Origin of the sequence: Arthrobacter sp. PGP41 (assembly GCF_002953935.1) — a bacterium.
Classification (GTDB): domain Bacteria; phylum Actinomycetota; class Actinomycetes; order Actinomycetales; family Micrococcaceae; genus Arthrobacter.
This window is the reverse complement of the sequence record NZ_CP026514.1, coordinates 91,628-115,743: the sequence shown is the minus strand read 5'-3', so window position 1 is coordinate 115,743 and position 24,116 is coordinate 91,628. Positions and strand designations below refer to the sequence as shown.

The window sequence follows — 24,116 nt, the reverse complement described above, 5'->3', positions numbered from 1 at the left end:
CGGCGGGACGCCGGTGATGTGGTGGGTCACTTAAGATCTGTTCCTGATTCTGCCCGACTCTGCGCTCAGCGCAAGGCCGGCGCCGGTTCCCGGGCGATGCGGCCAAGGGCGGCGGCTGAGGCGGCGGTCATCTCGGCCGGCACTCCAAGGTCGCCAAGGTAGCTGGCCGTGTCCTGCATTTCCTTTGAGCGCCGGAGGGCGTGCTTTGCAGTTCCGGTGAGGAACCGGTCGATGACGGCCTGCCCGTCACCGGCAAGCTGGCTTGCGATCTGGGCCCGGATCCACTCTTCGAGGCCCGCTGCCCGGCCGGCGGCCACGGCCTCCACCACCACCGAGGCCAGCCCCTTCATCAGGACGCTCCGGAGGAGCTTGTGGGCCATGGCGGCGCCGGGTTCACCTGCGGCGATTTCGACGTCGACCCCCAGCGGGGAGAGGAGGTCCGCCACCGCCCGGGCTCCGGGTCCGCTGACCATCAGGGGCGTCTTCTCCCCCAGCGCGGAGACCGGCCCGAGGATGGCGACGTCGGCGAAGTCGGCTTTGCTTGGCAGCCGTCCGAGTTCCTGCATGACTCCGGGCGAGGAGGAGGTGAAGTCCGCGTAGCAGCTGCCTTCTTCGAGGACCGGAAGGCACTCCCCGGCGACGCCGCGCGCGGCGGCTGCTCCCGTCATCACCAGGACGAGGTCCGCTCCTGCGCAGGCTTCGGCTGCAGTGGCTGCGCGGGTGACACCTGCAGGGGTGGTGGGTGCTACGGGGTCAAATCCGGTGACTTTGTGGCCGGCGGCGTGGAGCGCCGCGGCATAGGTGGCCCCGGCTTCGCCGAGGCCAATAACGGTTACCGCTGTCATGGTTTTCCTGTCTTTCTTGCTTAACCGCGGGCGGCGACGATGGCCTGGCGGCGGTTGGTTTCATCGGCGAACACTGCTTCGGCGGCCTCGGCGACGGCGGCTGCCTGCTCCCTGGGGATGACCACCACGCCGTCGGAGTCACCGATGACCACGTCGCCGGGCAGGACGGGGACGCCGCCGAAGGCGAGCGGCGTCCCCAAGCGGAAGGGACCGTTCTTGTAGGGGCCGGCGGGGGAAGTAGCCCGGGCGAAGACGGGCATGCCAATCTCACCCAGCGCCTCGGCGTCGCGCGCTGCTCCGTCCAGCGCGAAACCCGCAATGCCAAGGTTAATGGCACGTTCACCGATGAGCTCGCCCAGCAGCGCGCGCGAGGAGTCACCGCCGCCGGCCACCACAATGACATCGCCGGGCCGGGCCAGTTCCAGGGCCTTGTGGATGCCCTGGTTGTCTCCGGGGCGCGTCCATACGGTGAAGGCCGGCCCGGCCAGCCGGGCTCCCGGCCAGACGGCCTGGATGGCGGAGTCCGCGACACCCAGGCGGTCCACGGCATCGCCGATGTTGGCCGCTGGCAGCTTGGCGAGGCGTTCCACTACGTCCCTGTCGGGGCGGGGGAAGTCAGCGTCGATGGCGTCAATTGCTGGGGTTGTCATGATGGGTTTCTTCCGTCCGGTGGTTGCGGGAGGGTCAGTCGGTCTTCTGGACCAGGGGGAGGGCCTTCTTGAAGTCCTCTTCCTGCCCGGCCCAGAACTGCTTGTAGTCGTTGCCGGAGAGGTAGCTGGTCTGCAGGCCGAGGTCGTTCATCTTCTGCACCACGGACGGGTCTTCGACGGCCGTCTTGATGGCGGCTTCCAGCTTCTCGGCCACCTCTGCGGGCAGCCCGTCCGGTGCGGAGTAGCCGCGTGCGGTGCCCGCTTCAACCTCGTAGCCGGATTCCTTGAACGTGGGAACATCCGGCAGCGACGGGGACCGTTCGGTCGTCATGACGCCCAGGACGCGGGCCTTGCCCTGCTTGGTCAGGTCCGTCACGTCGCTGACGTTGGCCACGAGGATGTCAACATGCTTGCCGAGGAACGCCGTGGTTGCCTGCGAGGCACCCTCCGAGAAGTGGACCGGCGCGAACTCGGCGCCGGTGGTTTCCTGGATCTGGGCCAGGGCGAAGTGTTCGCCGGTCTGCAGGCCGGTGGTGCTCGCCGTCATGGACTTGGGGTTCGCCTTGGCGGCGTCCAGCAGATCCTTCAGCGTCTGGTACGGGCTGTCCGGCTGGACCGCGATGACGGCGGGGTCAATGACCTGCCGGCCCAGCGGCTGGAAGCTGTCGCGGGTGTACTTGGCGCCGCGGGCGGGATCCAGGGGTGATACGACGACGGACGGGGAGCCGGTGGCGCCGATGGTGTAGCCGTCCGGAGCGGCGCTGGTCAGCTGCGTGTAGCCGATCTGCCCGCCGGCGCCGGGCTTGTTGATGACCTCGACGTTGGTGCCGAGTTCCTTTTCCAGGATGGGCTGGATGAGCCGGGCAGCGGTGTCCACGGCGCCGCCCGAGGAGAAGGCGACCACGAGGTCAATCGTCTTGCCCTTCTTCGGAAAGTCGCCGCCGGGGGCGTTGGTGGCTCCGGCGTTGGCGCCGCAGCCGGTGAGGGCAATAAGGGATGCTGCCGCGAGGGCTGCGGCGATACGGGAACGGGTTTTCATGGTTCTTCTCCTTTGAAGCGGATGTGGGGGTAGTACGGAAAGGGTCTAGGTTTCGGGGTCTTCGTTGAGCGCCTTCGGCTTGCGGAGCTTTAGCAGCGGGCTGAAGACGATCAGCAGGCCCAGGCCGATCAGGACTGCTGAAATAGGACGGCTGGTGAAGATGCTGAAGTCACCCTGCGAAATTTCCAGGGATTCGCGCAGGGAGCGTTCCATCAGCGGGCCGAGGACCAGGGTCAGCACCATGGGTGCCAGCGGGATGTCCAGGTGCCGGAGGGCAAGGCCCAGGAGGCCGAAGCCGATCATCACGAAGACATCGAAGACGCTGAAGTTGATGGTGTAGGCGCCGATCACCATAAAGAGCAGGATCAGTGCAGTCAGGATCGACGACGGGACCCGCAGGATGGAGGTCCAAAGACCCACCAGCGGAACGTTGAGGACCAGCAGGAGGAGGTTGCCGATGAAAAGGCTGGCGATGATGGCCCAAGCAATCTCGGAGTGCTCGGTGAACAGGGTGGGACCAGGGGTGAGGCCCTGCTGGAGGAAGGCACCCATCAGGACGGCGATGGTGGGGGACGCCGGAATGCCGAGGGTGAACAGCGGGATCAGGGCGGCGCTGGCATGGGAGTTGTTGGCCGTTTCGGGACCGGCAACACCTTCGATGGCGCCCTTGCCGAGCTCGTGGCGGTGGCGGGAGAACTTCTTTTCCGCGCCGTAGGCCAGCAGGGACGACACGGAGCCGGTCATCCCAGGGATGAGGCCCAGGCCGAAGCCGATCCCGGTGCCGCGGGCCATGGCCGGTGCGCTCCGGCGCCACTCCTTGCCGGTGGGAAGCAGCGATCGGAAGTTCGGGGCGTGCACCGTGGGTGTTGCCGTTTCCTTGCGGTAGGACAGGAGTTCGGAGAGGCCGAAGACGCCCACGATCACGGCAACAAAGCTGACACCGTCCAGCAGCCGGTCCATGCCGAAGGTGAACCGGGGGGCACCGGCGACGGGGTCGATGCCCACCATGGCGATCAGCAGGCCCAGGGCGCCCGAGATCACCGCCTTGACCATCGATTTGCCGGCGAGCGCAACAAGCAGGGATATGCCCACCACCATCAGCGCGAAGAATTCCGGCGGCCCCACGAGCAGGCCCAGTTCCCCGAGCGGCTTGGCTGCCGCCACCAGCCCGATGGTGGCTACGGTTCCGCCCACAAAGGATCCGACGGCGGCGATGGTCAGGGCGGCTCCGGCCTTGCCGATCTTGGTCATTGCGTAGCCGTCAATGGTGGTGATGGCGGAGGCGGCTTCGCCGGGAGTGTTCAGCAGCACGCTGGTGATGGTTCCCCCGTATGCGGTGCCGTAGAAGATGGCACACAGCATGATGATGGCGCCGGTGGCATCCAGGTTGAGGGTGAGCGGGATGAGCAGTGCGACGCCGGCGACCGGACCGATTCCGGGCAGGACTCCGATGATGGTGCCAAGGAGGCAGCCCAGGAAGGCGAAGAGCAGGTTCTGCCATGTCATGGCGGAGGCAAAACCGCCCATAAGTTCGTTGAAGATATCCATGCCTAGAGTCCGATCGTGTTCAGCAGGGGGAAGGCCGAGACGGGCAATGACACGTTCAGTCCGTAGTTGAAGGCATAGAACGCACCCACGCTGCCGGCGAGCGCCGTGACCAGGGAGGAGACCCAGCCTCGGCAGCCGCGCAGCTTCAGGTGGTACAGGAGGAAGAGGAACATGCTGAGCTGGAAGCCGAGCAGGTCCATGACGGCCGCAAGGACCACCAGGCTCAGGACGACGGCGGCCACAAGTCCGCGGTCAACGCCTGCTGCCGTTTCGCTGGGACGGCGGAGTTCCTGGAGCAGCCACACCGCGGCCATGGCGGCGAGGACCGCGCCCATCGCGAAGGGGAACAGGCCAGGGCCTGGTCCCAGGGAAGTCCAGAGGCCGAGGCCGAGCGAGCTGACTAGGACGTAGACGCCGACGGCGGCGAAAGCGCCGATCCCCACGAGCACGGAGGGAGCCACCCGGCCGGTGCTCGTTGGTTTGGTCATCACTGACTCCGTTGTCATTGGTTCCTTCTTACTGTGCGTCGTTTTCACACTGCGTCATTACGTTCCACAGAATGAAACTATATTGCGTACAGAGAAATAGTGACAGCAGACACACACGCTGTCAAGCGCAAGAAACTTACATAGAATGAAAGGATGGCTACGACGACACCCACGCCCGCGGGCAGCCCGGCAGACGAGGGCCCCAAGGCCTCGAACATGCGTTCCCTCTCCCGCGCCATGGAGGTCTTCGCGGAACTGCAGCGCGCCGAGCGCCCCCAGCGGCTGAGCGACCTGGCCAGGAACTGCGGCATGAGCCTGCCCACCACGCTCCGGATCCTGCGGGTGCTGCAGGATTTCGGCATGGTGAGCCAGACAGACAAGTCCTACCGGATCGGGCCGGCCGTGCTACCGGCGGCAAAGAGCTTCCTTGAGAACGATCCCTTGGCCGTTGCGGGACGTCCGGTCCTGCAACAGCTGGCAACGCAGACCGGTATGTCCGTGTCTCTCCATACCCGGCTCGGGAACGAGCGGATCCTGGTAGCGCGGGTTCAAGGCGAGGCGCCCATGCAGTACGACCTTCCCTTGGGTAAACGCCTGCCACTAACCCGCGGCGCAGCAGGGAAAATCCTGATTGCAGATGCCTCTGACGCAGAGCTCGAACAGGTCGTGGCGGCCGCGATCGCCGCTGGCCATGAGGAGCCGGGATTCACGGTTGAGGAGCTGCGGTCACGGCTGCCCGGGCCAGGCCTGGACTACGCGTACTCCGCGAACGAGCGCGTCGTGGGAGTGCTCTCCGTCGGGGTTGCCTTGACCAACAGGGCAGGCCGCGCCAACGAGGCCATGGCGCTGAACTGCCCGGCAGAGGCGACGACCGAAGAGAAAATCAAGGCCAATGTCCCGGAGCTGCGACGCGCCGCCCGCAGGCTGTCGGAACTGCTCGAGGGCTCTGTCCACTAGGGGACCTGCACACAATCTTCCCTCCGAAGCGTGCGGAACTTCGGGAGAACCCTGGTGGCACAATCGGTGAACATCCGGCAAAATCCGCCGTATGCGCCGCACGGGGCGTTGATACTGGAGTACATGCCTTTTGTTACCCGCCAGTACGGACAATCGCCCACTCGACGCCAGGTCCTCCGCGCAGGCGGCCTTGCCGCCGCCGTCGCCGGAGTGGCGCCCCTCGTCTCGAGCCCCGCCCAGGCGGCTGATCCGCTGTTCGCGCATGGGGTTGCCTCCGGCGATCCGCACCCGGACAGCGTGGTGCTCTGGACCCGGGTGACCCCCAGCCCGGAAGCCACACCTGGCTCCGGACTCGGCCCGGCCGCAACGGTGAATTGGGAAGTGGCGGCAGATCCCGCCTTCAGCAGGATCGCCTCAAAGGGCTCGGTGAAGACCGGGCCGGAGCGTGACCACACCGTGAAGGTGGTCGCCGGCCGCCTGCAGCCAGGCACACCGTACTGGTACCGGTTCACGATGGGCCGCGGGGTGTCCGCCGTCGGCCGGACCAAGACGGCACCGGCGGCCGGAGCCCAGGTGGAGCAGCTCCGCTTCGGCGTCGTCTCCTGCGCCAACTACCAGGCCGGCTACTTCAGCTCCTACCGCCATCTCGCCCAGCGAGGGGACCTCGACGCCGTGCTCCACCTCGGTGATTACCTCTACGAGTACGCGCCCGGGGAATACCAGGCGAGGGACGTCGTCGTCCGCCCGCACGAGCCCGCCGTCGAAATGACCACGCTCGCGCATTATCGGCGCCGGCACGCCCAATACAAGACTGACGCCGACCTGCAGGCCCTGCATTCGGCTGCACCCTTCATCGTCACCTGGGACGACCATGAAGCTGCCAACGATGCCTGGAGCGGTGGCGCGGAGAACCACACCGAAGGCGCAGAAGGGCTCTGGGCCGAACGCCGCGCGGCCGCAAACCAGGCCTATGCGGAGTGGATGCCCGTGCGCTACCAGCCCGGAGGTCCGCTGTACCGCCGCCTTGATTTCGGTGCCCTGGCCAGCCTCTCCATGCTGGACCTTCGTTCCTACCGGAGCCAGCAGGCCGCCAACGGGCTCGACCCCGCGGTGGACAGCCCGGACCGGACCATCACGGGAGCTGCGCAGATGGACTGGCTGCTGGGCAACCTTACATCCGGCGGGCCGCAGTGGAAGCTGGTGGGCAACCCGGTGATGATTGCGCCCGTCCGGGTTCCCTCCACGCTCAGCCTGGCCGAACTGGCGGGGGTCCAGAAGCTCATGGGCGGCACCACCGTCGATGGCGTCCCCTACAACGTGGACCAGTGGGACGGCTACGAGGCGGACCGGAGCCGGGTGGTCCGGCACCTGCGGGACCAGGCAATCAAGGACACTGTTTTCCTCACCGGCGACATCCACTCCGGGTGGGCCTGCGACCTCCCCGCCGACCCCCTGACATACCCCACCACCGGCGATTCGGTGGCGGCGGAACTGGTCTGCACGTCGGTGACCAGCGACAACCTCGACGACATACTGAACGCCCCACCCCGCAGCTCCTCCCTGGCGGTGGAGGCGGCCATCAGGACGGCCAATCCCCACGTGAAGTACCTCGACTTCGACTCGCACGGCTACTCCGTCCTGGACGTCACTCCTGCGGGAGTCCGGATGGACTGGTACGTCCTTGCCGACCGGACTGCGCAGGCCTCGGCGGCCACGCTGTCCACCTCCTTCAGGGTCGGTGCCGGCACCGGCAAAGTCGTCGCGGCAACCGGCGGCGCGCTGTGAACCCGGACCGCCGCCAGTTCCTGCGCCTGGCCGGCGCCGGAAGCGCCGCCGTCGTCCTTTCAGCGGCGCCCGGCACCGCATGGGCCGGCCCGGCGACGAATCCCGGCACCGCCCGGATGCGCACCTATGTCCTTGTGGTGGACGGCTGCCGGCCGGACGAGATCACCCCTGAGCTGACCCCGCGGCTCGCCGCGCTGCGGGCGGCGGGCACCAACTTCCCTGCCGCCAGGTCGCTGCCGGTGATGGAGACGATCCCGAACCACGTCATGATGATGACCGGCGTCCGGCCGGACAGGTCCGGAGTCCCCGCCAACTCGGTTTACGATCCCGCCGAAGGGGCAGCCAGGGACATGGACCGCGAAACCGACCTCCGCTTTCCCACGCTGCTTGAACGCCTGCGCGACTCCGGCTTCACCACCGCCTCCGTCCTGAGCAAGGAGTACCTCTACGGAATCTTCGGCACACGGGCAAGCTACCGCTGGGAGCCCTCTCCCCTGCTGCCCGTGACAGGACACGCTCCGGACGCCGCGACCATGGACGCGCTGCTGGCCATCGTCAGCGGCCCCGACCCGGACTTCACGTTCACCAACCTCGGCGATGTTGACCGGATGGGGCACTCGGACCTGACCGGGACCACGCTCCAGGCAGCACGGAATACAGCCCTCGCCGGCACCGACCTGCAGGTGGGCCGGCTGGTGGACCACCTGGTTGATACGGGCAAGTGGGAGTCCAGCGTCCTGGTGGTGCTTGCGGACCACTCCATGGACTGGTCACTGCCCACCAACGTGGTTTCGGTGGACCTGATCCTCCAGGCCCGGCCGGAACTCCGGTCCTCCGTCACCGTGGCCCAGAACGGCGGTGCGGACCTGCTGTACTGGACCGGACCGGCCGAGCAGAAGGCAGCCGGCCTCCAGGCAGTGCGTTCCCTGGTCCAGTCCCATCCCGGCGTGCTGTCGGTGCACTCTCCCGCCGAGCTGCGGCTGGGGGCAGAGGCCGGCGACCTGGTGGCCTTCTGCCGCGCCGGCTGGCGGTTCTCGGACCCCTACATTGTCTCGAACCCCATCCCCGGCAACCACGGGCATCCCGCCACCGAACCCATCCCGTTCTTCATCTCCGGCGGCAGCCCCCGGGTGCTCCGCGGCCGGACGTCCTCTGATCCTGCGCGGACGGTGGACGTGGCTCCGACCGTCGGCGCCCTTTACGGGCTCAAGGCACCGTCCGGCGGCTACGACGGCGTTGCCAGGACGGCGGCGTTCAGCAGCTGAGGTGGCGGGAGGACCGCAGCCAGACCGGAGAAAGAGCTCGCAGCGGCCGAGTTCCGGGATCATACTGGTGGCATGAGCGACCGTACCGATTTTTTGGACTGGGTGAGGACCCAGCTGCACGATGCGGAACTTGCTATCCACAACGGTGATGCCGCCCCGCGCAGGGCACTCTGGTCCCGCAACGAACCCGTGAGTGTTTTGGGCGCATGGCGCAACGCCTTCGGGCAGCAGGAACTGGACGACTTGTTCACGGGCCTTGCCAGGCAGTTCTCCAACTGCACCGCGTACAGGTTCGAGTTGCTGGCGTACGACGTTGTGGGCGACATGGCATATACGGCCGGACTGGAACACACTTCAGCCTCAGTCGACGGCGCACCGCGCAGCTACGTGCTCCGGGCAACGCAAATCTACCGCCGCGAGGACGGGGCATGGAAGGTCGCCCACCGGCACGGCGACACAGTAACCGGCTGAGGTCTTGGCCCGGGCGGCCATTCCTCGGCCGTTGCAATCGCGGCCGCATGGGAGGAATCTGGGGCTTATCCTCGGTTTTGAGCATTGGAGTGGTCCTCATGCCTGAACGTCACATCACGGTGCAACGTCGCATGGTTGCATCCACGGGTTCCGTGTGGGCCCTGTTTGCAGACTTCCCCAATCTCGCGAGCCATTGGAACGGCGTCAGGACCACCAGAGCCATTGACGGCAAGACCAGCGGCGTGGGTGCCCGGCGCCGCGTCGGCCTGAAGCCGGTGGGCAGCATGGATGAAACCGTCACCGTGTGGGAGGAGGGCCGCAGGATGGATACACGGAATCAACCAAGCGCATTGGTGCCGTTCAAGCAGGCCGAGTCCACGCTGACGCTCGAGCCCGATGGCGGCGGGACGTTGGCCACCTTCGACTACCGGTACGTACCCCGCGGTGGCCCCGTTGGCCGGTTCACCGGGCCGTTGATCGACAAGATGCTGACGGCGACCTTTACCGGCATGCTGGCCGCCGCGGAGCAGGCTGCCCTCGCGAGGGGCAGCGGGCGCCCGCCTGCATAGTCTGCGTAACGAGGCTAAGGTCTTGGCCCGGGCGGCTAGGTACACCGCGGTGGCGGCGATAAGGACCGTCAGCAGTCCCTGCGCCCAAGGCCGCGAGGGCCTGGTACGGGGAGCTGCGGGTCAAATGGCCCGAGGAAAACAGATGTCCCCGGTGCTCCATGACCTGGCGCTCACACGAACGCGGGCGTTCAATGGCCGCCGGTGTGCCCTCCGGTGTGTTCCACGGTGGGCACCGGTCCGGGGGTGATGTCATTCCCGGTGCCGCTGATCGCGGGACCTATGACAAACGCGGACAGGGAAAACATGGCGGCGAAAACCAGCAGTCCCAGCACCGGTGCGATCCAGCTGCCAAACCGTCTGTAAAGCCGGACCAGCAGAGGAACCGATGCCAGAAGCCCCAGGGCGCCGAAAAGTGCCGTGCCGCCAGACCCTGCCGCCAGGGCAGTCCCGGCGAGCAGGCCGATGTGGTGCAGAACGTGCGGCAACAGCCCCATGATCAGACCGACGGCGCCGACCACAGTGTGCCATAGCGCCTGGATCCTGCCCCGGATGCCCGGTCCGGCGGGAACCGCTCCGCCCCGCGCCACCGCTCCCCGGTGCATGTGGTGGGAGGAATGGTCAGCGGTCACGGGCTGTCCTGCTCACCGAACCACTCCATCGCCGCCCCATGAGCCATACCTTTCAGGAGGTGCCGCCATTGTTGCCCCCAGTGTGATGCCCGCCTTTGGTGCACCGCAAGGGCCTGAACGCCCTCCCAACCCCAGGTCCGCTGACCATGGTGAAACGGAACCCGCCCCAGGCTCGTTGTACCGGACAGTGCCCTGCCGCTGGGCCGATAGTCTTGAGCACGCAACGGTGACCGCGAAGGAGGACCCATGCACCTGCATCCTGGAACCGGCAGGCCCCTGGCCGCGTTCACCGCCGCTGCTCTCCTGCTTACCCTCTCCGCCTGCATTCCAAGCGCCACATCCGGTAGTCCGGGCGCCGGCTCTGCCCCGGCAACCCCCACCTCCGGGCTGCCCAGCTCACACGTCCACGGACTGAGCGTGAACCGCAAGACGAACCAGGTGCTGCTTGCCACCCATGAAGGCCTGTTTGACGTCACCAAACCACCGGGCACCAAAATTGGCGCCACCAACGACCTGATGGGCTTTACCGCAGCGGCTGGCCAAGGTGTCTTCTACGCATCCGGACATCCCGGCCCCGGCTCCGATCTGCCCAACCCCATGGGCCTGATCAGGTCCGTCGATGGCGGCAAGACATGGGAACAGCTCTCCCGTCAGGGCGAATCTGATTTCCACGCCCTCGCCGCCACCACGTCCGGCATCGTCGCCTACGATGGGACGCTTCAAACAAGCCCGGACGGAAAAACCTGGACCCCGGCAAGGGCGGGCTTCGTTCCGGCCGTCCTGGCAGGCGCCCCGACGGGCGACACTGTTCTCGCCACCACCCGCGAAGGGCTCCAGCGCTCCACCGACGGCGGGAAAACCTGGGAACTAAACGCCACAGCCCCCGTTGTCCAGTTCGTCGCCTTCGCCAGCGCCACGGAGGTAGTCGGCGTCGAACCCGGCGGGACCGTGCATTACTCCGCCGACGCCGGAAGAACCTGGACCCGTACCGGCCAAATCGAGGGCCAGGTCCAGGCAATGACAGCTGTAACAGGCGCTGATGGCAAGCCATGGATCTGGGCCGCGAGCGCCGAAAAGCTCGTCGTGTCCACCGACGGCGGAGCCACCTTCCGGTCCGCGGATTCCTCCTGAGCGGCCAGGCTCTGCTGGCTTCGTTGCCTTGAGGAAGGGGAAGCCCCATCAGCTACGCTGAAGGGGCACGCCGGGCAACAATCCAGACCGTGTGCGAAGCCTCCGGACGGGACGGTCTTTTGTCCCTATCTGCCCCGCGCAGCCGCCCATTCATGGCCACGGAAAGCATGAAGGGGCGAACATGGCCCCGTCATGCCGCCTTTTCCAGCCGACCGGCACGGGACTCCACTCCTTCAAAGTAGCTGCCCTTGAAGAAGAGGAGCGGCTCGGCGCCTTCCCGCGCCCCCAGGGCGCGGACAGCACCCACCACAATGGTGTGATCGCCGCCGTCGTACTCCTCCTGCAGTTCGCAATCCACCCAGGCCAGTGCCTGGTCCAGTAAAGGATTGCCCAGGGGTGACGCTGAGTAGTCGACGCCGGCGAATTTGTCGGTGCCGGAACGGGCGAACCGGGCTGCCAGGTGCCGATGTTCCGCGGGCAGGATGTTCACGGTGAAGCGGCCCGCGTCGCGCAACCGCGGCCAGGTGCTGGAGCTGCGGGCAGGGCTGAAGGTGACAAGGGCCGGGTCCAGGGAGAGCGAGGAAAAGGACTGGCAGGTAAAGCCCGCGGGACCGTTGTCCGCGACGGCGGTGATGACGGTCAGTCCGGAGGCGAAGTGGCCCAGGACGTGGCGCAGGCGCTGCGGGGCGAGGTCAAAGTGTTCCGTCATTGTTCTTTCCTTTCGGGGCCGGTGGTTCAAACCAACCACCCGTAAGCGTGCTGTTCAATCGAGGGTGAAACGCGCTGACTCCCTGGGCAATACGGGGTCACGGCCCGAAGCATGGCGTAACGAAAGGGGGGTCAAGGGCTTGGCACCGAAGCCCGTGGCACAGCTGGTCCGAACCACCTGCCCAGCGCCTCCCTGAGACCGGCGTCGCTTCCGCCGCCCACCCATGCCACATGCTCCTGCCCGCCGTCGCACCCCACAACGTGGTCCCCCCGCAGCGTCCTGCCGTCCTTGAGGTGGAGGCCGACGCCGGTGCCATCCTGCGCGAGGCCAGTCACCTCGCATCCGCGGTAGAACGTGACGGCCAGCTCCGCCACCCAGCCGGTGAGGATGCGTTCGAGTGGTTCTGCCACAGGCCCAGCCTGTAGGGATTGCGGGTGGGAAAGTGGCTGACATGAAGCCCGCCGGCCCGCGCTCCGGCGAAGTGCTGGTTGGGGCGCCGCCCCACAATGGCCACATCAACCTGCGCCAGCGCCAACTCCGCTGCCAGCATTAACCCCGGCGTGCCGCCGCCCGCAATCAATCAGTCCCGGGCGCACCCGTTTAGGGGACCCATATGGGTCTAGTGTTGGGCGGGTCGGCATTTGCCGCGAATAGCCCTCAGGGAGGGTGCATGAACTCCAGACAGTCCAGCTCCGAGCAATTTATGCAGTATTTGGAAAGCGTTGGGGGCTCGGAGGCGGACGTCGCCGGAGCGTCGTACGTGGTCAGCGACGGGGACACCGTGGAGAGCGTGGTTTCAGCGCTGCGGATGGAACAACAGCAGCACGGCAGCACGGCCAGGGACCCGTCCGTCCTCCATGCCTTGGCGCAGGTGATGGTCAGCAGGCGCGACGAGCGGGATCCCGGCCATCATGCCGGCGCCTCCCAGCCCGGGGAGTACCAGCTGGACATCCATCTCAGCGCGGGCAGCAACACCCGGGAAAGCATCCCGGAAAAGGACATTGCGAAGGCCCAGGCCTGGGCGCGGAAACGGATCGAAGCCCAAGGTGCCGAGTTCGGAGCCATCTACTTTCCGGCGGGCGGAAGCGGCGTACCAGGCACGGGAGCCTTGGTGTCCAGTTACGACCGTTCCGTGGGCTGGTACCGCTAACTGGACGCGCCGTGCTGATGTCCGTAAGCAGCCAGGAGGGCATCAAGCTGGGCGGACTGATGCGCCTGGAAGATCTTGTCCGCGGTCACGTTCGTGCTGGCCAGCGGCGGTATGTCCAGGCTGGCGTTGCAGCCCCGGCAACGGATCTCGTCCGTCCACGCCCAGCTGTATGCCGCGTGGCTTTCCCGCACCCTCTGCATCGCTGAGGTAATTGCTTCCGTCTTGGCCGCAAAGTGCGCTGCGTCCTCATTGCTGAGGCTTGTACCAATCTCGATGTCGATGCTCATCGTGCCTCTTCTCCGTTGTCCCGGATGGTGCTGTCGACAGTAACGGGCCATGCGTCGGGACGGAACGATTAGAAGGTCACGGTTGGCTAACCCTTCTGATGCACAGCTGTGCATCAGAAGGGTTGGGAGAGGGGAGTGGGGTCCGGAAAACGCGGCACCGGGGAAAGCTGGGCGCCGGCAACGCGGACGGCCGCCTGGCTTACCAGGCCTGGTGTTCGCGGGTGAGGCCGAAGGGGACTGCCTCGCTGAGGGCCACGGTGAACTTGTCGACGCCGAGGCGCGTGACCAGGATGCCGTGGCGCTTCCCGGCGAGGGCATGGGCCTTGGCCGCCGTAACGGCGGCGTCGAGCTCAGCGTCCATGCTGTGGCGGTCGGCGACGGTCAGGGTGAGGGGGAAGTTCATGGGCCTAGCCTTTGTAGGTTGAGGGAAAGGGGGCGGGCAGACACCTGCGCTCCCCAAGGCTGCAGACGAAGTGGGGGCACCGTTGTGCCCCGCTCCATGCTTCCCTAACGTTCAACAGCCAGCAACTTTAGATAAAAGCCGCAGGTCAGCGCGGGATACCGCTTTCCTTGTGACGGCAACAGTTATCGGGCGCCAAGCGCGTGAATTAGAGTTGGACAGGAGTGGGCGCTGTTTCCGGACGGCTCCCATGCCCCTGAACCACCGCCAGGCGGCAGTACCCAAGCAACCAGCGCAGCACCATTCGCGCGCCACAATCTGACAAGGATTCCGCCATTTCAACCGACGCTTTCTTCGGCAGACTCACCCGGATCCGCAACGTCATCCTTCCCGCGCCCGCCCGGGCGCGCCTGAATACCGGGCGCGGACTGCTGGGCGGGTTCATCGTGGTGCACCTGGTCTTCCTGGTCTTCGCCGCCTCGGTGTCCCTTCGAGGCGAGGCCTTCAGCGACACTTTCATTTACCGCGACTGGGCCATGGCAGGGTTCAACGACGCCAACCTGACCGGCGGCCCCAGTCCGTGGGTCTACCCCATCCTGGCGCTGATCCCCATTGCCATCGCGGGCGTCGCCGGTCCCGGACCGTTCTTTTTCCTGTGGGTGCTGATGACCACGCTGCTCAACGGCTGGGCCCTGCTGAAGCTCACCAGCCGCGGCCGCGACCGCAACGCGATCCCCGCCGCCTGGTGGTGGCTGGTCTTCACGTTCCTGATGGGCTGGCTCGGCTTCGCCCGCGTGGATGGGCTCACCGCCCCGCTGGTCCTCGTCGCCCTCGCTTACGGCGTGGGCCGGCCGTTCATCGCCTCCGTCCTCCTGGCCATCGGCACCTGGGTGAAGGTCTGGCCGGCAGCGGTCATGCTGGCCCTGTTCGCCGTCGTCCGGAACCGGATGCTGGTGGTCCTGGCAGGAATTACGACGACGGCGGGCGTGGTTGCGCTGGCCGCTGCGGTGGGCAGCGTTCCCAAGCTTTTGAACTTCCTCACCCAGCAGGGTGACCGCGGCATGCAGCTTGAGGCCACCTTCACCACGCCCTGGCTCTGGCTGTCCGTCCTGGATGTGGGCGGTTCCCGCATGTACATGAACACGGACATCAACTCCATGCAGGTGGACGGCCCCGGCACGGCGCTGATGTCAGTGCTGATGCAGCCCCTCCTGGTGCTGGCGGCACTGCTGGTGGCCGGCCTGACGTTCTGGGCGCTCCATAACGGGAAAATCAGCGGCGGCGTGGACCGCACCGAGCTGCTCCTGGCCGGCGCCCTTACGCTGGCCACCGCGTTCGTTGTCTTCAACAAGGTGGGCTCCCCGCAGTTCATGGTGTGGCTCGCCCCGGCCGTCGCCGTCGGACTTGCCCACAGCTGGCGGGAATGGCGCGTTCCGGCCACCATGCTGATCGTTATCGCCGTGGCCACGTACTTCATCTATCCGCTCTTCTACGACGCCCTGAGCCACAACAACCCGTGGATGGCGCTGGTGCTGACCATCCGCAACGTCCTGCTGGTGGTCCTGTTCCTGTGGAGCGTCCGCCGCCTCTACCTGCTGGGCAAGAAGACGCCCGCAGCGGCTCCCGTACTGAAGGAGTCCTGAAATTTCCACGAAGTTCTTTGACCGGCTGGTGACCGTCCGCACCAAAGTGCTCCCCGCCAAGGTAGTGGACTGGTTCGCCCGCCCGTCCTCCGTGTGGTGGGGCTTCGCCGTCGTGCATCTCTACTTCCTGGGCTGGATGGCGTCCTTCTTCCTGCATGGCGACACCTTCAGCGACACTGAGCAGTACCGCCAGTGGGCAATGGACGGCTACAACCCGCAGGACCTGGACGGGAAGATCAGCCCCTGGGTCTACCCGGTGCTGGCGCAGCTCCCCATCTTCCTCGCCAATATCGCGGGACCGGACCTGTACCTCCTGGCCTGGTTCCTGATCATCACGGCCCTTAACGCCGTCGGGCTGGCCTTCCTCACCCGCGGACCGCGGAAGGTGAGCGGCATTGCGCCCGCCTGGTGGTGGCTGTTCTTCACCGTCTTCATGGGCTACCTCAGCTTCGCGCGGGTGGAAGGCATCACCGCGCCGATCGTGCTGATCGCGCTGCTGTACGCGGCCCAGCGGCCGGTGGTGGCCGGCATCCTGCTCAGCATCGCCACCTGGATCAAGGTGTGGCCCGCGGCTGTGCTGGTACCCATCGTGATAGCCAGCCGGAAGCGGATCCATGTGGTCCTCTCAGGCGCTGCCGTGACCGCCGTCGTTGCGCTGGGAACGTGGATTTCCGGCGGCCTGCCGCACATCATGGACTTCCTCCTGAACCAGGGCGAGCGCGGCATGCAGCTTGAAGCCACCTTCTCCACCCCGTGGGTGTGGCTGAGCGTGTTCAACATTGCCGGTTCCAGGATGGCGGACAACACCGCCATCAATTCCACCGAGGTCTACGGCCCGGGTGCCGGAACAGCTGCTTTCCTGATGCAACCGCTGCTGATCCTGGCCGCGGTGGTGGCCGCCGTCCTGCTGGTGCGGGCCCTGAACCGCGGCGCCGAACGGGAGGAGCTGTTCCTTGAGGGTTCGCTCATGATGGTTACGGCGTTCATAGTGTTCAACAAGGTGGGTTCACCGCAGTTCATCATCTGGCTGGCACCGGTGATCATTGCCGGGCTTGCCCACGACTGGAACCGGTGGAAGGTCCCCGCAGCGCTGCTCATGGGCATCGCCATGACCACGTTCGTGATCTATCCCCTGTTCTACACCCCGCTGATCCACGCCCATCCGGTGATGGCGGCGATCCTCACCACACGCAATGTGCTCTTGGTGGTGCTGCTGTGGTGGTCGGTGAAACGGACTGCCGAGTTGGGGCGTAAATCCCCTGCCGCGGTGCCTGCAGGCGCCTAGTTCCGGGCCTGGCTTCCCGGCAGCAGGTAGCGCGCAAACCATTCCCGCGCGAGGTTTGCGGCCTGGGTGAGCGTTCCGGGCTCCTCGAACAGGTGGGTTGCCCCCGGGACCACCTCCAGCCGGACCGGCGCCCGCATCCGGTCCATTGCCTGGCGGTTCAGGGCCAGGACCTGGGTGTCGGCGCCCCCTACCACCAGCAGGGTGGGTGCGCGCACCGCCGACAGCCGCGGTCCGGCGAGGTCCGGGCGGCCGCCCCGGGAAACGACGGCGTCCACTTCCGTGTCAGGGCCGGCTGCCGCCCACAAGGCGGCACCGGCGCCGGTGCTGGCGCCAAAATATCCCACCCTGCATCTTGCGGTGTCACTCCTGCCGCTCAGCCAGCGGGTTGCCGCGCCCAGCCGCTCAGCCAGCAAGGCGATGTCGAAGACATTCGCGCGGTCCACTTCCTCTGCCGGGGTGAGCAGGTCCAGCAGCAGTGTGCCCAGGCCCGCACCCTGCAGGACTGAGGCAACGTAGCGGTTGCGGGGGCTGTGCCGGCTGCTCCCGCTGCCGTGGGCGAAGACCACCACCGCACTGCACGGTTCCGGAACGTGCAGATCGCCGTGGAGCGCAACCCCGTCCACTGCGATCTGCACATCCTGGTCGATGCCCGCAGCCCCCGCCCCGGCAAGGCGTTCCCGCAGCGCGGCGGCATCGAGCAGCTGCACCACTTCCTCGTCGGTGGTGGGCGAGAAGTCGCGGTAGTAGTACCCCACGGCCTGGAAGTTCCGGGCGCTGATCAGGGAATAGACCTGGTCCGGCTCGGACAGTGATGCCATCGCATCCGCCGGGGCCACTGGAACTGCCAGGATCACCTTTGCTGCGCCCAGGTGGCGTGCAACCTGGCAGGCAACACGCGCCGTGGACCCCGTTGCGATGCCGTCATCCACAATGATGGCGGTGCGCCCTGCGAGGTCCTTCCGGGGCCTCCCCTGGCGGTAGCGTTCCAGCCTGGATTCCAGCCGCACGCGCTCGCGCCGCTCAACGGCCTCGATATCATCCTCCGTTACTCCGGCGAGCGAGATGACGCGCTGGTTGAGGACCCGCGCATCGCCTTCACCAATGGCTCCCATTGCTACTTCCGGCTGGAACGGGAGGCCGAGTTTCCGGACCACGATGACGTCCAGCGGAGCATTCAGGGCCTTCGCAACTTCCGCCGCCACCGGAACCCCTCCGCGGGGCAGCCCCAGGACCAGGACGTCTTCCGCGCGGAAACGTTCCAACACGAGCCCCAGCTTCCGGCCGGCGTCAACCCTGCCCAGGAATTCATACATCAGGCACCCCTCCGCATGAGACCAGTCATCTGCCAGACATCCGCTCCGGCGGGCCCTCCCCTCCGGGAGCGAGGACAGTTGTGGTCCCGGTGCGTTTCCAGTAGATACCTGCGCGGAGCACAGCCAATAGTGCCGAAAGGCCCGGCCAAGCGGAAGACGCGGCTGCGGCACGGCCTTGAGCTCGATTCACCCGGCTTCCGGCGCCGCGCCGAAACGGTAGATGCCGCAACGGGCATAAATATTTTGGAAAGCGACTATACGCAGGTGGCAACGGTGGGAGGTCAGATAGCGTACATCGCCGGTCACGGCTGATGCCGGGCAGCCCCGCGTCTCGCCTCAACCACGGCCCCAGCCCTGTTCCACCCGCGTTTTACCAGGTCAAGCGGCCTGGCCTCTATGAGTAGCCGCCGTGTATGCAAATCGAGGAATAGAAGGTAGAACGTGAAGGCAAGGGCCGTGACGAACGCCAGCGAGGATGCGTCGATGGGAAGCTCCACGAAGGACCATACGGAGAGCTGGTCCTGCGCGCCGAACACCACGAAGAACGTTACGCCCACGTACAGCGACCTGATCTGCCAGTCGTCCCGGATGCCGGTAACGGCCAGGAAGGGCAGGAACCAGAGGATGTACCAGGGCTGGATGATGGGCGAAAGCATCACGACGGCGGTAAACGCCAGCGCCATCCGGCGCACCGCGCGGGAGTAGTCACCGCGGAACATCAGGACCAGGACCAGCGCGATCGCCGCCCATTTCATTCCCGTCCGCAGGAGGGTGGCGAACGTGCCGCCGGGGAGCCCCAGCACGTTGCCCAGGAACTCCACCTGCTGGCCCAGGAAGCCCGATGGCGAGTAGCCGGTATAGCCCGGAGTGGGGTCCATGATGGCCCACACCCACCCCATCCCCAGGTTGTACGGGATGCCACTGAGGGCCAGCACGCCGAAGCTGATGCCTGCCGTCGCGGCCCACAGCAGGAACTTGCGGGGCCAGGAAGCGGACGGGCCCGCCCACATCAGGCCAACAAAGGGAAGCAGGAGGACAGTGATCGGCTTGATTCCGATCGAGGCCGTCACCAGCAGCACGCCGAGCACGTAGCGTCGGGTGGCCGCGAGGTAGACGCCTGCGACGGCGAGGCCCACCATGAGGGCGTCATTGTGCGCGCTGGCAATGAAACTGATCAGGAACAGCGGGTTGGCCACGGAGATCCACAGTGCGCGCGCCCCGTTGATGCCGTGCAGTTCCGCCAGCCTGGGCACGTAGATGACGCAGAGCAGGACTCCGACGCCGGCGAGGAGGCGGAACAGGAGGACCGACACGTCCGGTTGCGCACCGGTCAGCCCCACCACCCCGCGCGCCAGCCAGAGGAAGTACGGGCCGTAGGGGGTCCTGGCTTCCGCCCAGGCAGGATCGGCGCCCAGCGAGAACCAGTTACTGAGGGTGGAAATGCCCACTTGGTAAGGGTTCTGGCCCTCCATCACCAGCCTGCCCTGGCCAGTGTAGGCATAGACGTCGCGGGAAAATACGGGAACGCAGAAAAGCAGCGGCAGGGACCAGGCGGAGATGGCGATGACGACGGACCGCAGCGACGACTTGCCCCAGTCCGCCAAGCGCTGGCCCAGCCGGAGCCAGGACCGAATCAGCACCATGGCGCCCACCGTTAGGAGCACGGTGGACACTGTCACTCCCCAGCCCTCCGTGCGAAGGGCGATTACCACCGGCTGGCGGATCATGGGTGAGCCGTTGGCGATCCACCCTGTCCCGATGGAACCGATGAACATCATCAGGGCCCCGACGAAGCCCTCGATGGTAGCTAGGTAGGCGCGGCCCGTGGCCGGGCCGGAGGCTTTGGCCGGCGCTGCCGGCTGCGTCTCCGAAGTCCCGAGGTGTGACCCGCCTGCCGTCATGTGTGTCTGGTCCCTTACTTGGTTACGGCGCTGGTTGGACCAGCAATAAGGCCGCCCTGCAACGCCGCTATTTTATCAGCCGGGCTTACGGCTGCCCTTCGAGGCTAGAGCATCCGATCGCTGCGCGCCGTCTGGTTCCGGCCGAGCGACTTTGCCCGGTAGAGGGCGGCGTCCGCGGAGGCGATGAGGCGGTCCACGTCCGTTGTGGCGCCGTCGTACGTGGAAATTCCGTAACTGGCTGTGGGCATCTCCATCCCGTCCACGGTGCTTGCCGCGGCCAGGCGCCGGCTGATCGCCGCAGCAATATTTTCTGCCCGTTCAGCGCTGGCTCCGGGGATAAGGATGACAAATTCCTCCCCGCCGTAGCGTCCCACCAGGTCAGTGGTCCGCACCGTGGCGGTGCAGGCGTCCGCGAAGGTCTGGAGGGCCGCGTCCCCGGCAGCATGGCCAAAGGTGTCGTTGACCGCCTTGAAGTGGTCCAGGTCTGCCAGGACCAGGGCGCCGGTGCCCCTGGTTATGGACAGGTCAGCCAACTGTTCTGCCGCCAGGTTCAGGAATGCCTTGCGGTTGAGGAGCCCGGTCAGGTCATCGCGGGAGGCCACCATGCGGAGCGCCCTGGTCTGCTGTTCGTTGCTGAGGGCCGCCATGCTGAAGGAGACCACCACCAGGAGGACCATGGTCACGAGCGTGGTGACCGCAGAGCCAAAAACCGTAACGAAGATGGGGCCGTCCTGCCCCTCAAGGACGAACGCCGCCCAGCGCAGCAGGTAGAACACGGAGAGCCCGCCTGCCGCCGCTGCCATGGGGATCCTCACGCGCGAGTATCCCGGTTCCAACCGCCAGAGTTCGCGCGACGCCAAGCCTACGGTAAGGCTCATGGCTGCCAGGAACACGGGGCCCCCGGACCAGGTGTTGGTGGCCGGGCTGTCCAGGACCGAGGCCACCAGGGTCACCAGGGGGATGCCGGCAAACGCCCACTTTGGCGGCGGCACGGTCCGGAGCGATCGGGCGCCAGACCAGACGGCCACTCCGCCGAGCACTAGGAGCACGTTGCCCATGGGGTTGGCCCAGACCTGGTGGGCTGTCCCGTCCAGGAGGAAACAGCTGGATCCTGACAGGAAGAACAAGAGCGCCAGGCACCACCAGCCGCTGTAGGGCGAGCGCGTGGTCCGGTAGGCGGAAAAGTAGAAGAGCAGCATCAGCACCAGCGCCATCAGGCCAAAGGCGGACCGGAGGGTTACGGTATCCAGAGCCATGTTGCCGAAGTCCCCCCGCTGCCGAATACCGTGCCGACCCCAAGTATCGCACCGGTCCGGGAGGTTGTCAGGATGGGACGATGGGCTGGTGCAGGGACTACTCTTGGGGGACCGCCAGCAGGACTATTCCGGAAGGCAACCCCCATGCTCCTTCTTTTTGGTTTCAAGACAGTGCTCAAGGCCTTGCCCGGGAAACCGGCCACGTGCCAGTACTGCCGGGCGTTCGCCCACCACCACCTTGAGGAGCGGGCTACCAAGTTCACGCTCTTCTTCATTCCGGTGTTCACCACGTCGCGTTCCTACCAGATCACGTGCACCAATTGCGGGTACGTCTCAAGCATTTCCGCGCGGCAGCGGCGGGCACTGGAACTGCAGCGCTAGGCAACGGAACCGCCCGGAACAAAAAGCAGAAAACCATGGACGGTTGTGCCCGCCGTGGCTACAACGGGCAGGATCCTCAGCGTCCTGCCGCGCAGTTCGGAACTGAGCGGCAGGCGCGCGTTCAAAGCCTCCTCCGAGGCACAGGCCCTGGCCGCCAACATGGACACTGTTGGCGTGGTGGTCCCGGTCGACCGGCCCCTGACGCACAATCGGTTGGAACGCACCCTTGTGGCGGCGTGGGACCCGGGGGCCACTCTCCTATCACCAAGGCGGACCTCGCGGACGTGGCGGACGACGTCGTCGGAAAGTCATCCTGCAGGCTGCAGGAGTGGACGTGGTCACCACCTCCCGGGAACTGGTGCCGCTCGCGGACTACCTGAAGCTGCAGCGGGAACTTGCCGTCCTGGCCGGACGGAGGCGGCGGTGATAGTGCCGGATGGACGCTGCTTTGCGGGATCACGAACTCCGGAAGAAACATTTGACTTGGATAGCCAGACCGATTACGCGCGCGCAACTTCAGATGCAAGCGCTTACATGATCAGCGGGAAACTGGCATTTGGGTGCCTGGAAACATACTTGCACCTGGTTCCCACCTCTCCCTACGGTGGGTGCGGCCCGGAGCCCACAAAGTCTCCTGGCCTTTGAACCGGCGGTCCTACGCCGGTTCGCCCCCGAACAACGGCGTCCCTGATGACGCCTGCGGAATCGGGGCCGCCGGAGTATCGGGAAATGAGGGCAGATGCCCGTCTTCCACGAACAGTTACAACTCCGCGAGAAGAGCAATAATGCACAAGCACCCCCAAACCCCCCGGATGCCGCGGTGGCGGTCCGCCGCCGCGGCACTGGCAACAGCCGTGGCTGCCTCGGCCTTCCTTGCCGTACCGTCGGCGCAGGCCAACGAGCCTGCCGATCCGCCGGCCGCAGAGCAGATGCCGGCGCCGACCCCCGGTTTCCCGCTCCCCACGGAACACACCCAGGAAGCCTTCGACCCGGCGTCGGACTTCACCTCCAAGTGGACCCGCGCCGATGCCAGCCAGATCATGGCGCAGAGCGACACCACGGTGGCTCCCGGACAGAACTCGATGAGCCCGGACGTCACCATGCCGGAAATCCCCGCGGATTTCCCCACCATGAATGAGGACGTCTGGGTCTGGGACACCTGGTCCCTGACCGACGAGAATGCCAACCAGATCAGCTACAAGGGCTACGACGTCATCTTCTCGCTCGTAGCTGACCGCCACGCCGGCTACAACTTCGACCAGCGCCACTGGAACGCCCGCATCGGCTTCTTCTTCCGCAAGACCAATGCGGACCCGGCCAAGGACAAGTGGAACTACGGCGGACACCTCTTCGTGGACGGTTCCTCCATCGGCAACACCGAGTGGTCCGGCTCCACCCGCCTGATGCAGGGCAACCACGTGAACGTGTTCTACACGGCCACCACTTTCCACGATGTGGCCGAGCGCAACGCGGGCGGCGGCGGCATCGCCCCGGACGCGGCCATCGCCAAGGCCCTCGGCAACATCCACGCCAACGAGGAACGCGTCTGGTTCGACGGCTTCGAGCACACCAAGCTGCTGGAGCCGGACGGCAAGATGTACCAGACCAAGGAGCAGAACCCGGGCTTCGCGTTCCGCGACCCGTTCACCTTCGCCGACCCGGCGCACCCCGGCAAGACGTTCATGGTCTTCGAAGGCAACACGGGCGGCAACCGCGGCGAGTACCAGTGCACCGAGGAAGACCTCGGCTACCGTGAGGGTGATGCCAACGCAGAATCCCTCGACGAGGTGAACAGCAGCGGCGCCTTCTACCAGACCGGCAATGTGGGCCTCGCCGTGGCGGACAACAAGGACCTGACCAAGTGGTCCTTCTTGCCTCCGATCCTCTCCGCGAACTGCGTCAACGACCAGACTGAACGTCCCCAGATCTTCATCCAGAACGAGGACGGCAAGAACAAGTACTACCTGTACACGATCAGCCACCAGTTCACGTACGCGGCCGGAATGCGCGGCCCCGACGGCGTCTACGGCTTCGTGGGCGACGGCGTGCGCTCCGACTACCAGCCCGTCAACAACTCCGGCCTGGCACTCGGTTCGCCCACCGACCTGAACCTGCCGGCCAACAACCCGAGCGGCACCATCTCCGGCCAGCAGAACGGCCGGCAGTTCCAGGCCTACTCGCACTACGTGCAGCCCAATGGACTCGTGCAGTCGTTCATCGACAACGTCAATGGCGTCCGCGGCGGCTCCCTGTCCCCGACCGTGAAGATCAACTTCAAGAACGGCGTCACGCAGGTTGACCGCAGCTTCGGCGAGAACGGGCTGGGCCCGTTCGGCTACCTGCCCACCAACGTCCGTGTCGGCGGCGAGGGACACTACAAGTAACCACCCTCGAGGCCACCTCGACAACATCCT

At 66.3% G+C, this 24,116-nt stretch carries 25 protein-coding genes and 1 pseudogene; 12 read left to right on the top strand and 14 right to left on the bottom strand.

Annotation, left to right across the window (positions count from 1 at the left end; translation table 11 throughout):
* Positions 1-65: 65 nt before the first annotated feature.
* Genes C3B78_RS00530 through C3B78_RS00510 form a run of 5 tightly spaced genes read right to left on the bottom strand, consistent with a single transcriptional unit; the run spans position 66 to position 4,588 of the window.
* The gene (locus tag C3B78_RS00530; protein WP_104996335.1) at positions 66-845 is read right to left on the bottom strand and encodes an NAD(P)-dependent oxidoreductase; all 780 of its coding nucleotides are present in this window, start codon (positions 843-845) and stop codon (positions 66-68) included.
* 20 nt (positions 846-865) lie between these two features.
* Positions 866-1,495, bottom strand: a complete 630-nt coding sequence (locus C3B78_RS00525) for a methyltransferase (RefSeq protein WP_104996334.1) — start codon at positions 1,493-1,495, stop codon at positions 866-868.
* A 34-nt stretch (positions 1,496-1,529) separates the two neighbouring features.
* Positions 1,530-2,534, bottom strand: coding sequence for a tripartite tricarboxylate transporter substrate binding protein (locus tag C3B78_RS00520; protein WP_104996333.1), 1,005 nt, complete (start codon positions 2,532-2,534; stop codon positions 1,530-1,532).
* A 45-nt stretch (positions 2,535-2,579) separates the two neighbouring features.
* Entirely contained in the window at positions 2,580-4,082 is a 1,503-nt protein-coding gene (locus C3B78_RS00515) for a tripartite tricarboxylate transporter permease (protein WP_104996332.1), read from the bottom strand.
* A gap of 2 nt (positions 4,083-4,084) precedes the next feature.
* A complete protein-coding gene (locus tag C3B78_RS00510) occupies positions 4,085-4,588 on the bottom strand; it encodes a tripartite tricarboxylate transporter TctB family protein (protein WP_104996331.1) in 504 nt (167 codons plus the stop codon).
* Between the two features lie 135 nt (positions 4,589-4,723).
* On the opposite strand from C3B78_RS00510, the gene C3B78_RS00505 reads away from it, so the two are divergent.
* From C3B78_RS00505 to C3B78_RS00485, 5 genes are all read left to right on the top strand, one after another.
* Positions 4,724-5,527 (top strand): IclR family transcriptional regulator, encoded by an 804-nt coding sequence (locus C3B78_RS00505; protein ID WP_104996330.1) that lies wholly within the window; start codon positions 4,724-4,726, stop codon positions 5,525-5,527.
* Positions 5,528-5,650: 123 nt separating this feature from the next.
* On the top strand, positions 5,651-7,312 hold the full coding sequence (locus C3B78_RS00500; protein WP_104996329.1) for an alkaline phosphatase D family protein: 1,662 nt from the start codon (positions 5,651-5,653) through the stop codon (positions 7,310-7,312).
* On the top strand, positions 7,309-8,577 hold the full coding sequence (locus C3B78_RS00495) for an alkaline phosphatase family protein (protein ID WP_104996328.1): 1,269 nt from the start codon (positions 7,309-7,311) through the stop codon (positions 8,575-8,577). Before C3B78_RS00500 ends, C3B78_RS00495 begins: the two co-directional genes overlap by 4 nt.
* A 72-nt stretch (positions 8,578-8,649) precedes the next feature.
* Positions 8,650-9,048 (top strand): nuclear transport factor 2 family protein, encoded by a 399-nt coding sequence (locus C3B78_RS00490; RefSeq protein ID WP_104996327.1) that lies wholly within the window; start codon positions 8,650-8,652, stop codon positions 9,046-9,048.
* 98 nt (positions 9,049-9,146) lie between these two features.
* A complete protein-coding gene (locus C3B78_RS00485; protein ID WP_104999552.1) occupies positions 9,147-9,617 on the top strand; it encodes an SRPBCC family protein in 471 nt (156 codons plus the stop codon).
* A 188-nt stretch (positions 9,618-9,805) separates the two neighbouring features.
* Here C3B78_RS00485 and C3B78_RS00480 read toward each other — a convergent pair whose 3' ends face one another.
* Positions 9,806-10,246, bottom strand: coding sequence for a hypothetical protein (locus C3B78_RS00480; protein WP_104996326.1), 441 nt, complete (start codon positions 10,244-10,246; stop codon positions 9,806-9,808).
* A 246-nt stretch (positions 10,247-10,492) separates the two neighbouring features.
* Between C3B78_RS00480 and C3B78_RS00475 the strand changes: the two genes are divergently transcribed.
* Positions 10,493-11,377, top strand: coding sequence for a F510_1955 family glycosylhydrolase (locus C3B78_RS00475; RefSeq protein WP_104996325.1), 885 nt, complete (start codon positions 10,493-10,495; stop codon positions 11,375-11,377).
* 190 nt (positions 11,378-11,567) lie between these two features.
* On the opposite strand, the gene C3B78_RS00470 is transcribed toward C3B78_RS00475, so the two are convergent.
* The 3 genes from C3B78_RS00470 to C3B78_RS20265 form a co-directional block, all read right to left on the bottom strand.
* The gene (locus C3B78_RS00470) at positions 11,568-12,086 is read right to left on the bottom strand and encodes a flavin reductase family protein (RefSeq protein ID WP_104996324.1); all 519 of its coding nucleotides are present in this window, start codon (positions 12,084-12,086) and stop codon (positions 11,568-11,570) included.
* Positions 12,087-12,217: 131 nt separating this feature from the next.
* Positions 12,218-12,496, bottom strand: coding sequence for an FAD-dependent monooxygenase (locus C3B78_RS00465; protein WP_199775377.1), 279 nt, complete (start codon positions 12,494-12,496; stop codon positions 12,218-12,220).
* Positions 12,418-12,636, bottom strand: coding sequence for a hypothetical protein (locus tag C3B78_RS20265; protein ID WP_311218418.1), 219 nt, complete (start codon positions 12,634-12,636; stop codon positions 12,418-12,420). The genes C3B78_RS00465 and C3B78_RS20265 overlap by 79 nt, the downstream gene beginning before the upstream one ends.
* Before the next feature lie 120 nt (positions 12,637-12,756).
* Here C3B78_RS20265 and C3B78_RS00460 point away from each other — a divergent pair, with 120 nt between their 5' ends.
* Positions 12,757-13,236: a hypothetical protein gene (locus C3B78_RS00460; RefSeq protein WP_104996323.1), complete on the top strand. Its 480-nt coding sequence runs from the start codon at positions 12,757-12,759 to the stop codon at positions 13,234-13,236.
* Here the strand turns inward: C3B78_RS00460 and C3B78_RS00455 are convergent.
* Both C3B78_RS00455 and C3B78_RS00450 read right to left on the bottom strand, forming a co-directional pair.
* Entirely contained in the window at positions 13,233-13,523 is a 291-nt protein-coding gene (locus C3B78_RS00455) for a hypothetical protein (protein WP_104996322.1), read from the bottom strand. The two genes, C3B78_RS00460 and C3B78_RS00455, sit on opposite strands and share 4 nt — an antisense overlap.
* A gap of 199 nt (positions 13,524-13,722) precedes the next feature.
* Positions 13,723-13,926, bottom strand: a complete 204-nt coding sequence (locus tag C3B78_RS00450) for a hypothetical protein (protein ID WP_104996321.1) — start codon at positions 13,924-13,926, stop codon at positions 13,723-13,725.
* Between the two features lie 368 nt (positions 13,927-14,294).
* On the opposite strand from C3B78_RS00450, the gene C3B78_RS00445 reads away from it, so the two are divergent.
* Positions 14,295-15,566 carry a glycosyltransferase family 87 protein gene (locus C3B78_RS00445; RefSeq protein ID WP_234005628.1) on the top strand — a complete coding sequence of 424 codons (1,272 nt, stop codon included), beginning with the start codon at positions 14,295-14,297 and terminating at the stop codon, positions 15,564-15,566.
* Between the two features lie 28 nt (positions 15,567-15,594).
* Entirely contained in the window at positions 15,595-16,851 is a 1,257-nt protein-coding gene (locus tag C3B78_RS00440; RefSeq protein WP_104996319.1) for a glycosyltransferase 87 family protein, read from the top strand.
* Here the strand turns inward: C3B78_RS00440 and C3B78_RS00435 are convergent.
* The 3 genes from C3B78_RS00435 to C3B78_RS00420 form a co-directional block, all read right to left on the bottom strand.
* Positions 16,848-18,164 carry a phosphoribosyltransferase gene (locus C3B78_RS00435; RefSeq protein ID WP_104996318.1) on the bottom strand — a complete coding sequence of 439 codons (1,317 nt, stop codon included), beginning with the start codon at positions 18,162-18,164 and terminating at the stop codon, positions 16,848-16,850. The genes C3B78_RS00440 and C3B78_RS00435 overlap by 4 nt on opposite strands.
* A 302-nt stretch (positions 18,165-18,466) precedes the next feature.
* Positions 18,467-20,065 carry a polyprenol phosphomannose-dependent alpha 1,6 mannosyltransferase MptB gene (gene mptB, locus C3B78_RS00425; RefSeq protein ID WP_104996317.1) on the bottom strand — a complete coding sequence of 533 codons (1,599 nt, stop codon included), beginning with the start codon at positions 20,063-20,065 and terminating at the stop codon, positions 18,467-18,469.
* Between the two features lie 104 nt (positions 20,066-20,169).
* The gene (locus C3B78_RS00420) at positions 20,170-21,321 is read right to left on the bottom strand and encodes a GGDEF domain-containing protein (RefSeq protein WP_104996316.1); all 1,152 of its coding nucleotides are present in this window, start codon (positions 21,319-21,321) and stop codon (positions 20,170-20,172) included.
* Between the two features lie 144 nt (positions 21,322-21,465).
* On the opposite strand from C3B78_RS00420, the gene C3B78_RS00415 reads away from it, so the two are divergent.
* The 3 genes and pseudogenes from C3B78_RS00415 to C3B78_RS00405 all read left to right on the top strand — a co-directional run bounded on the left by C3B78_RS00415 (position 21,466) and on the right by C3B78_RS00405 (position 24,086).
* The gene (locus C3B78_RS00415) at positions 21,466-21,702 is read left to right on the top strand and encodes a zinc-ribbon domain-containing protein (RefSeq protein WP_104996315.1); all 237 of its coding nucleotides are present in this window, start codon (positions 21,466-21,468) and stop codon (positions 21,700-21,702) included.
* Between the two features lie 72 nt (positions 21,703-21,774).
* Positions 21,775-22,057: pseudogene (gene rsgA / locus C3B78_RS00410) on the top strand (GTPase RsgA); the annotation flags it as partial.
* Positions 22,058-22,487: 430 nt separating this feature from the next.
* The gene (locus C3B78_RS00405; protein ID WP_104996314.1) at positions 22,488-24,086 is read left to right on the top strand and encodes a glycoside hydrolase family 68 protein; all 1,599 of its coding nucleotides are present in this window, start codon (positions 22,488-22,490) and stop codon (positions 24,084-24,086) included.
* The last annotated feature ends 30 nt before the right edge of the window (positions 24,087-24,116 follow it).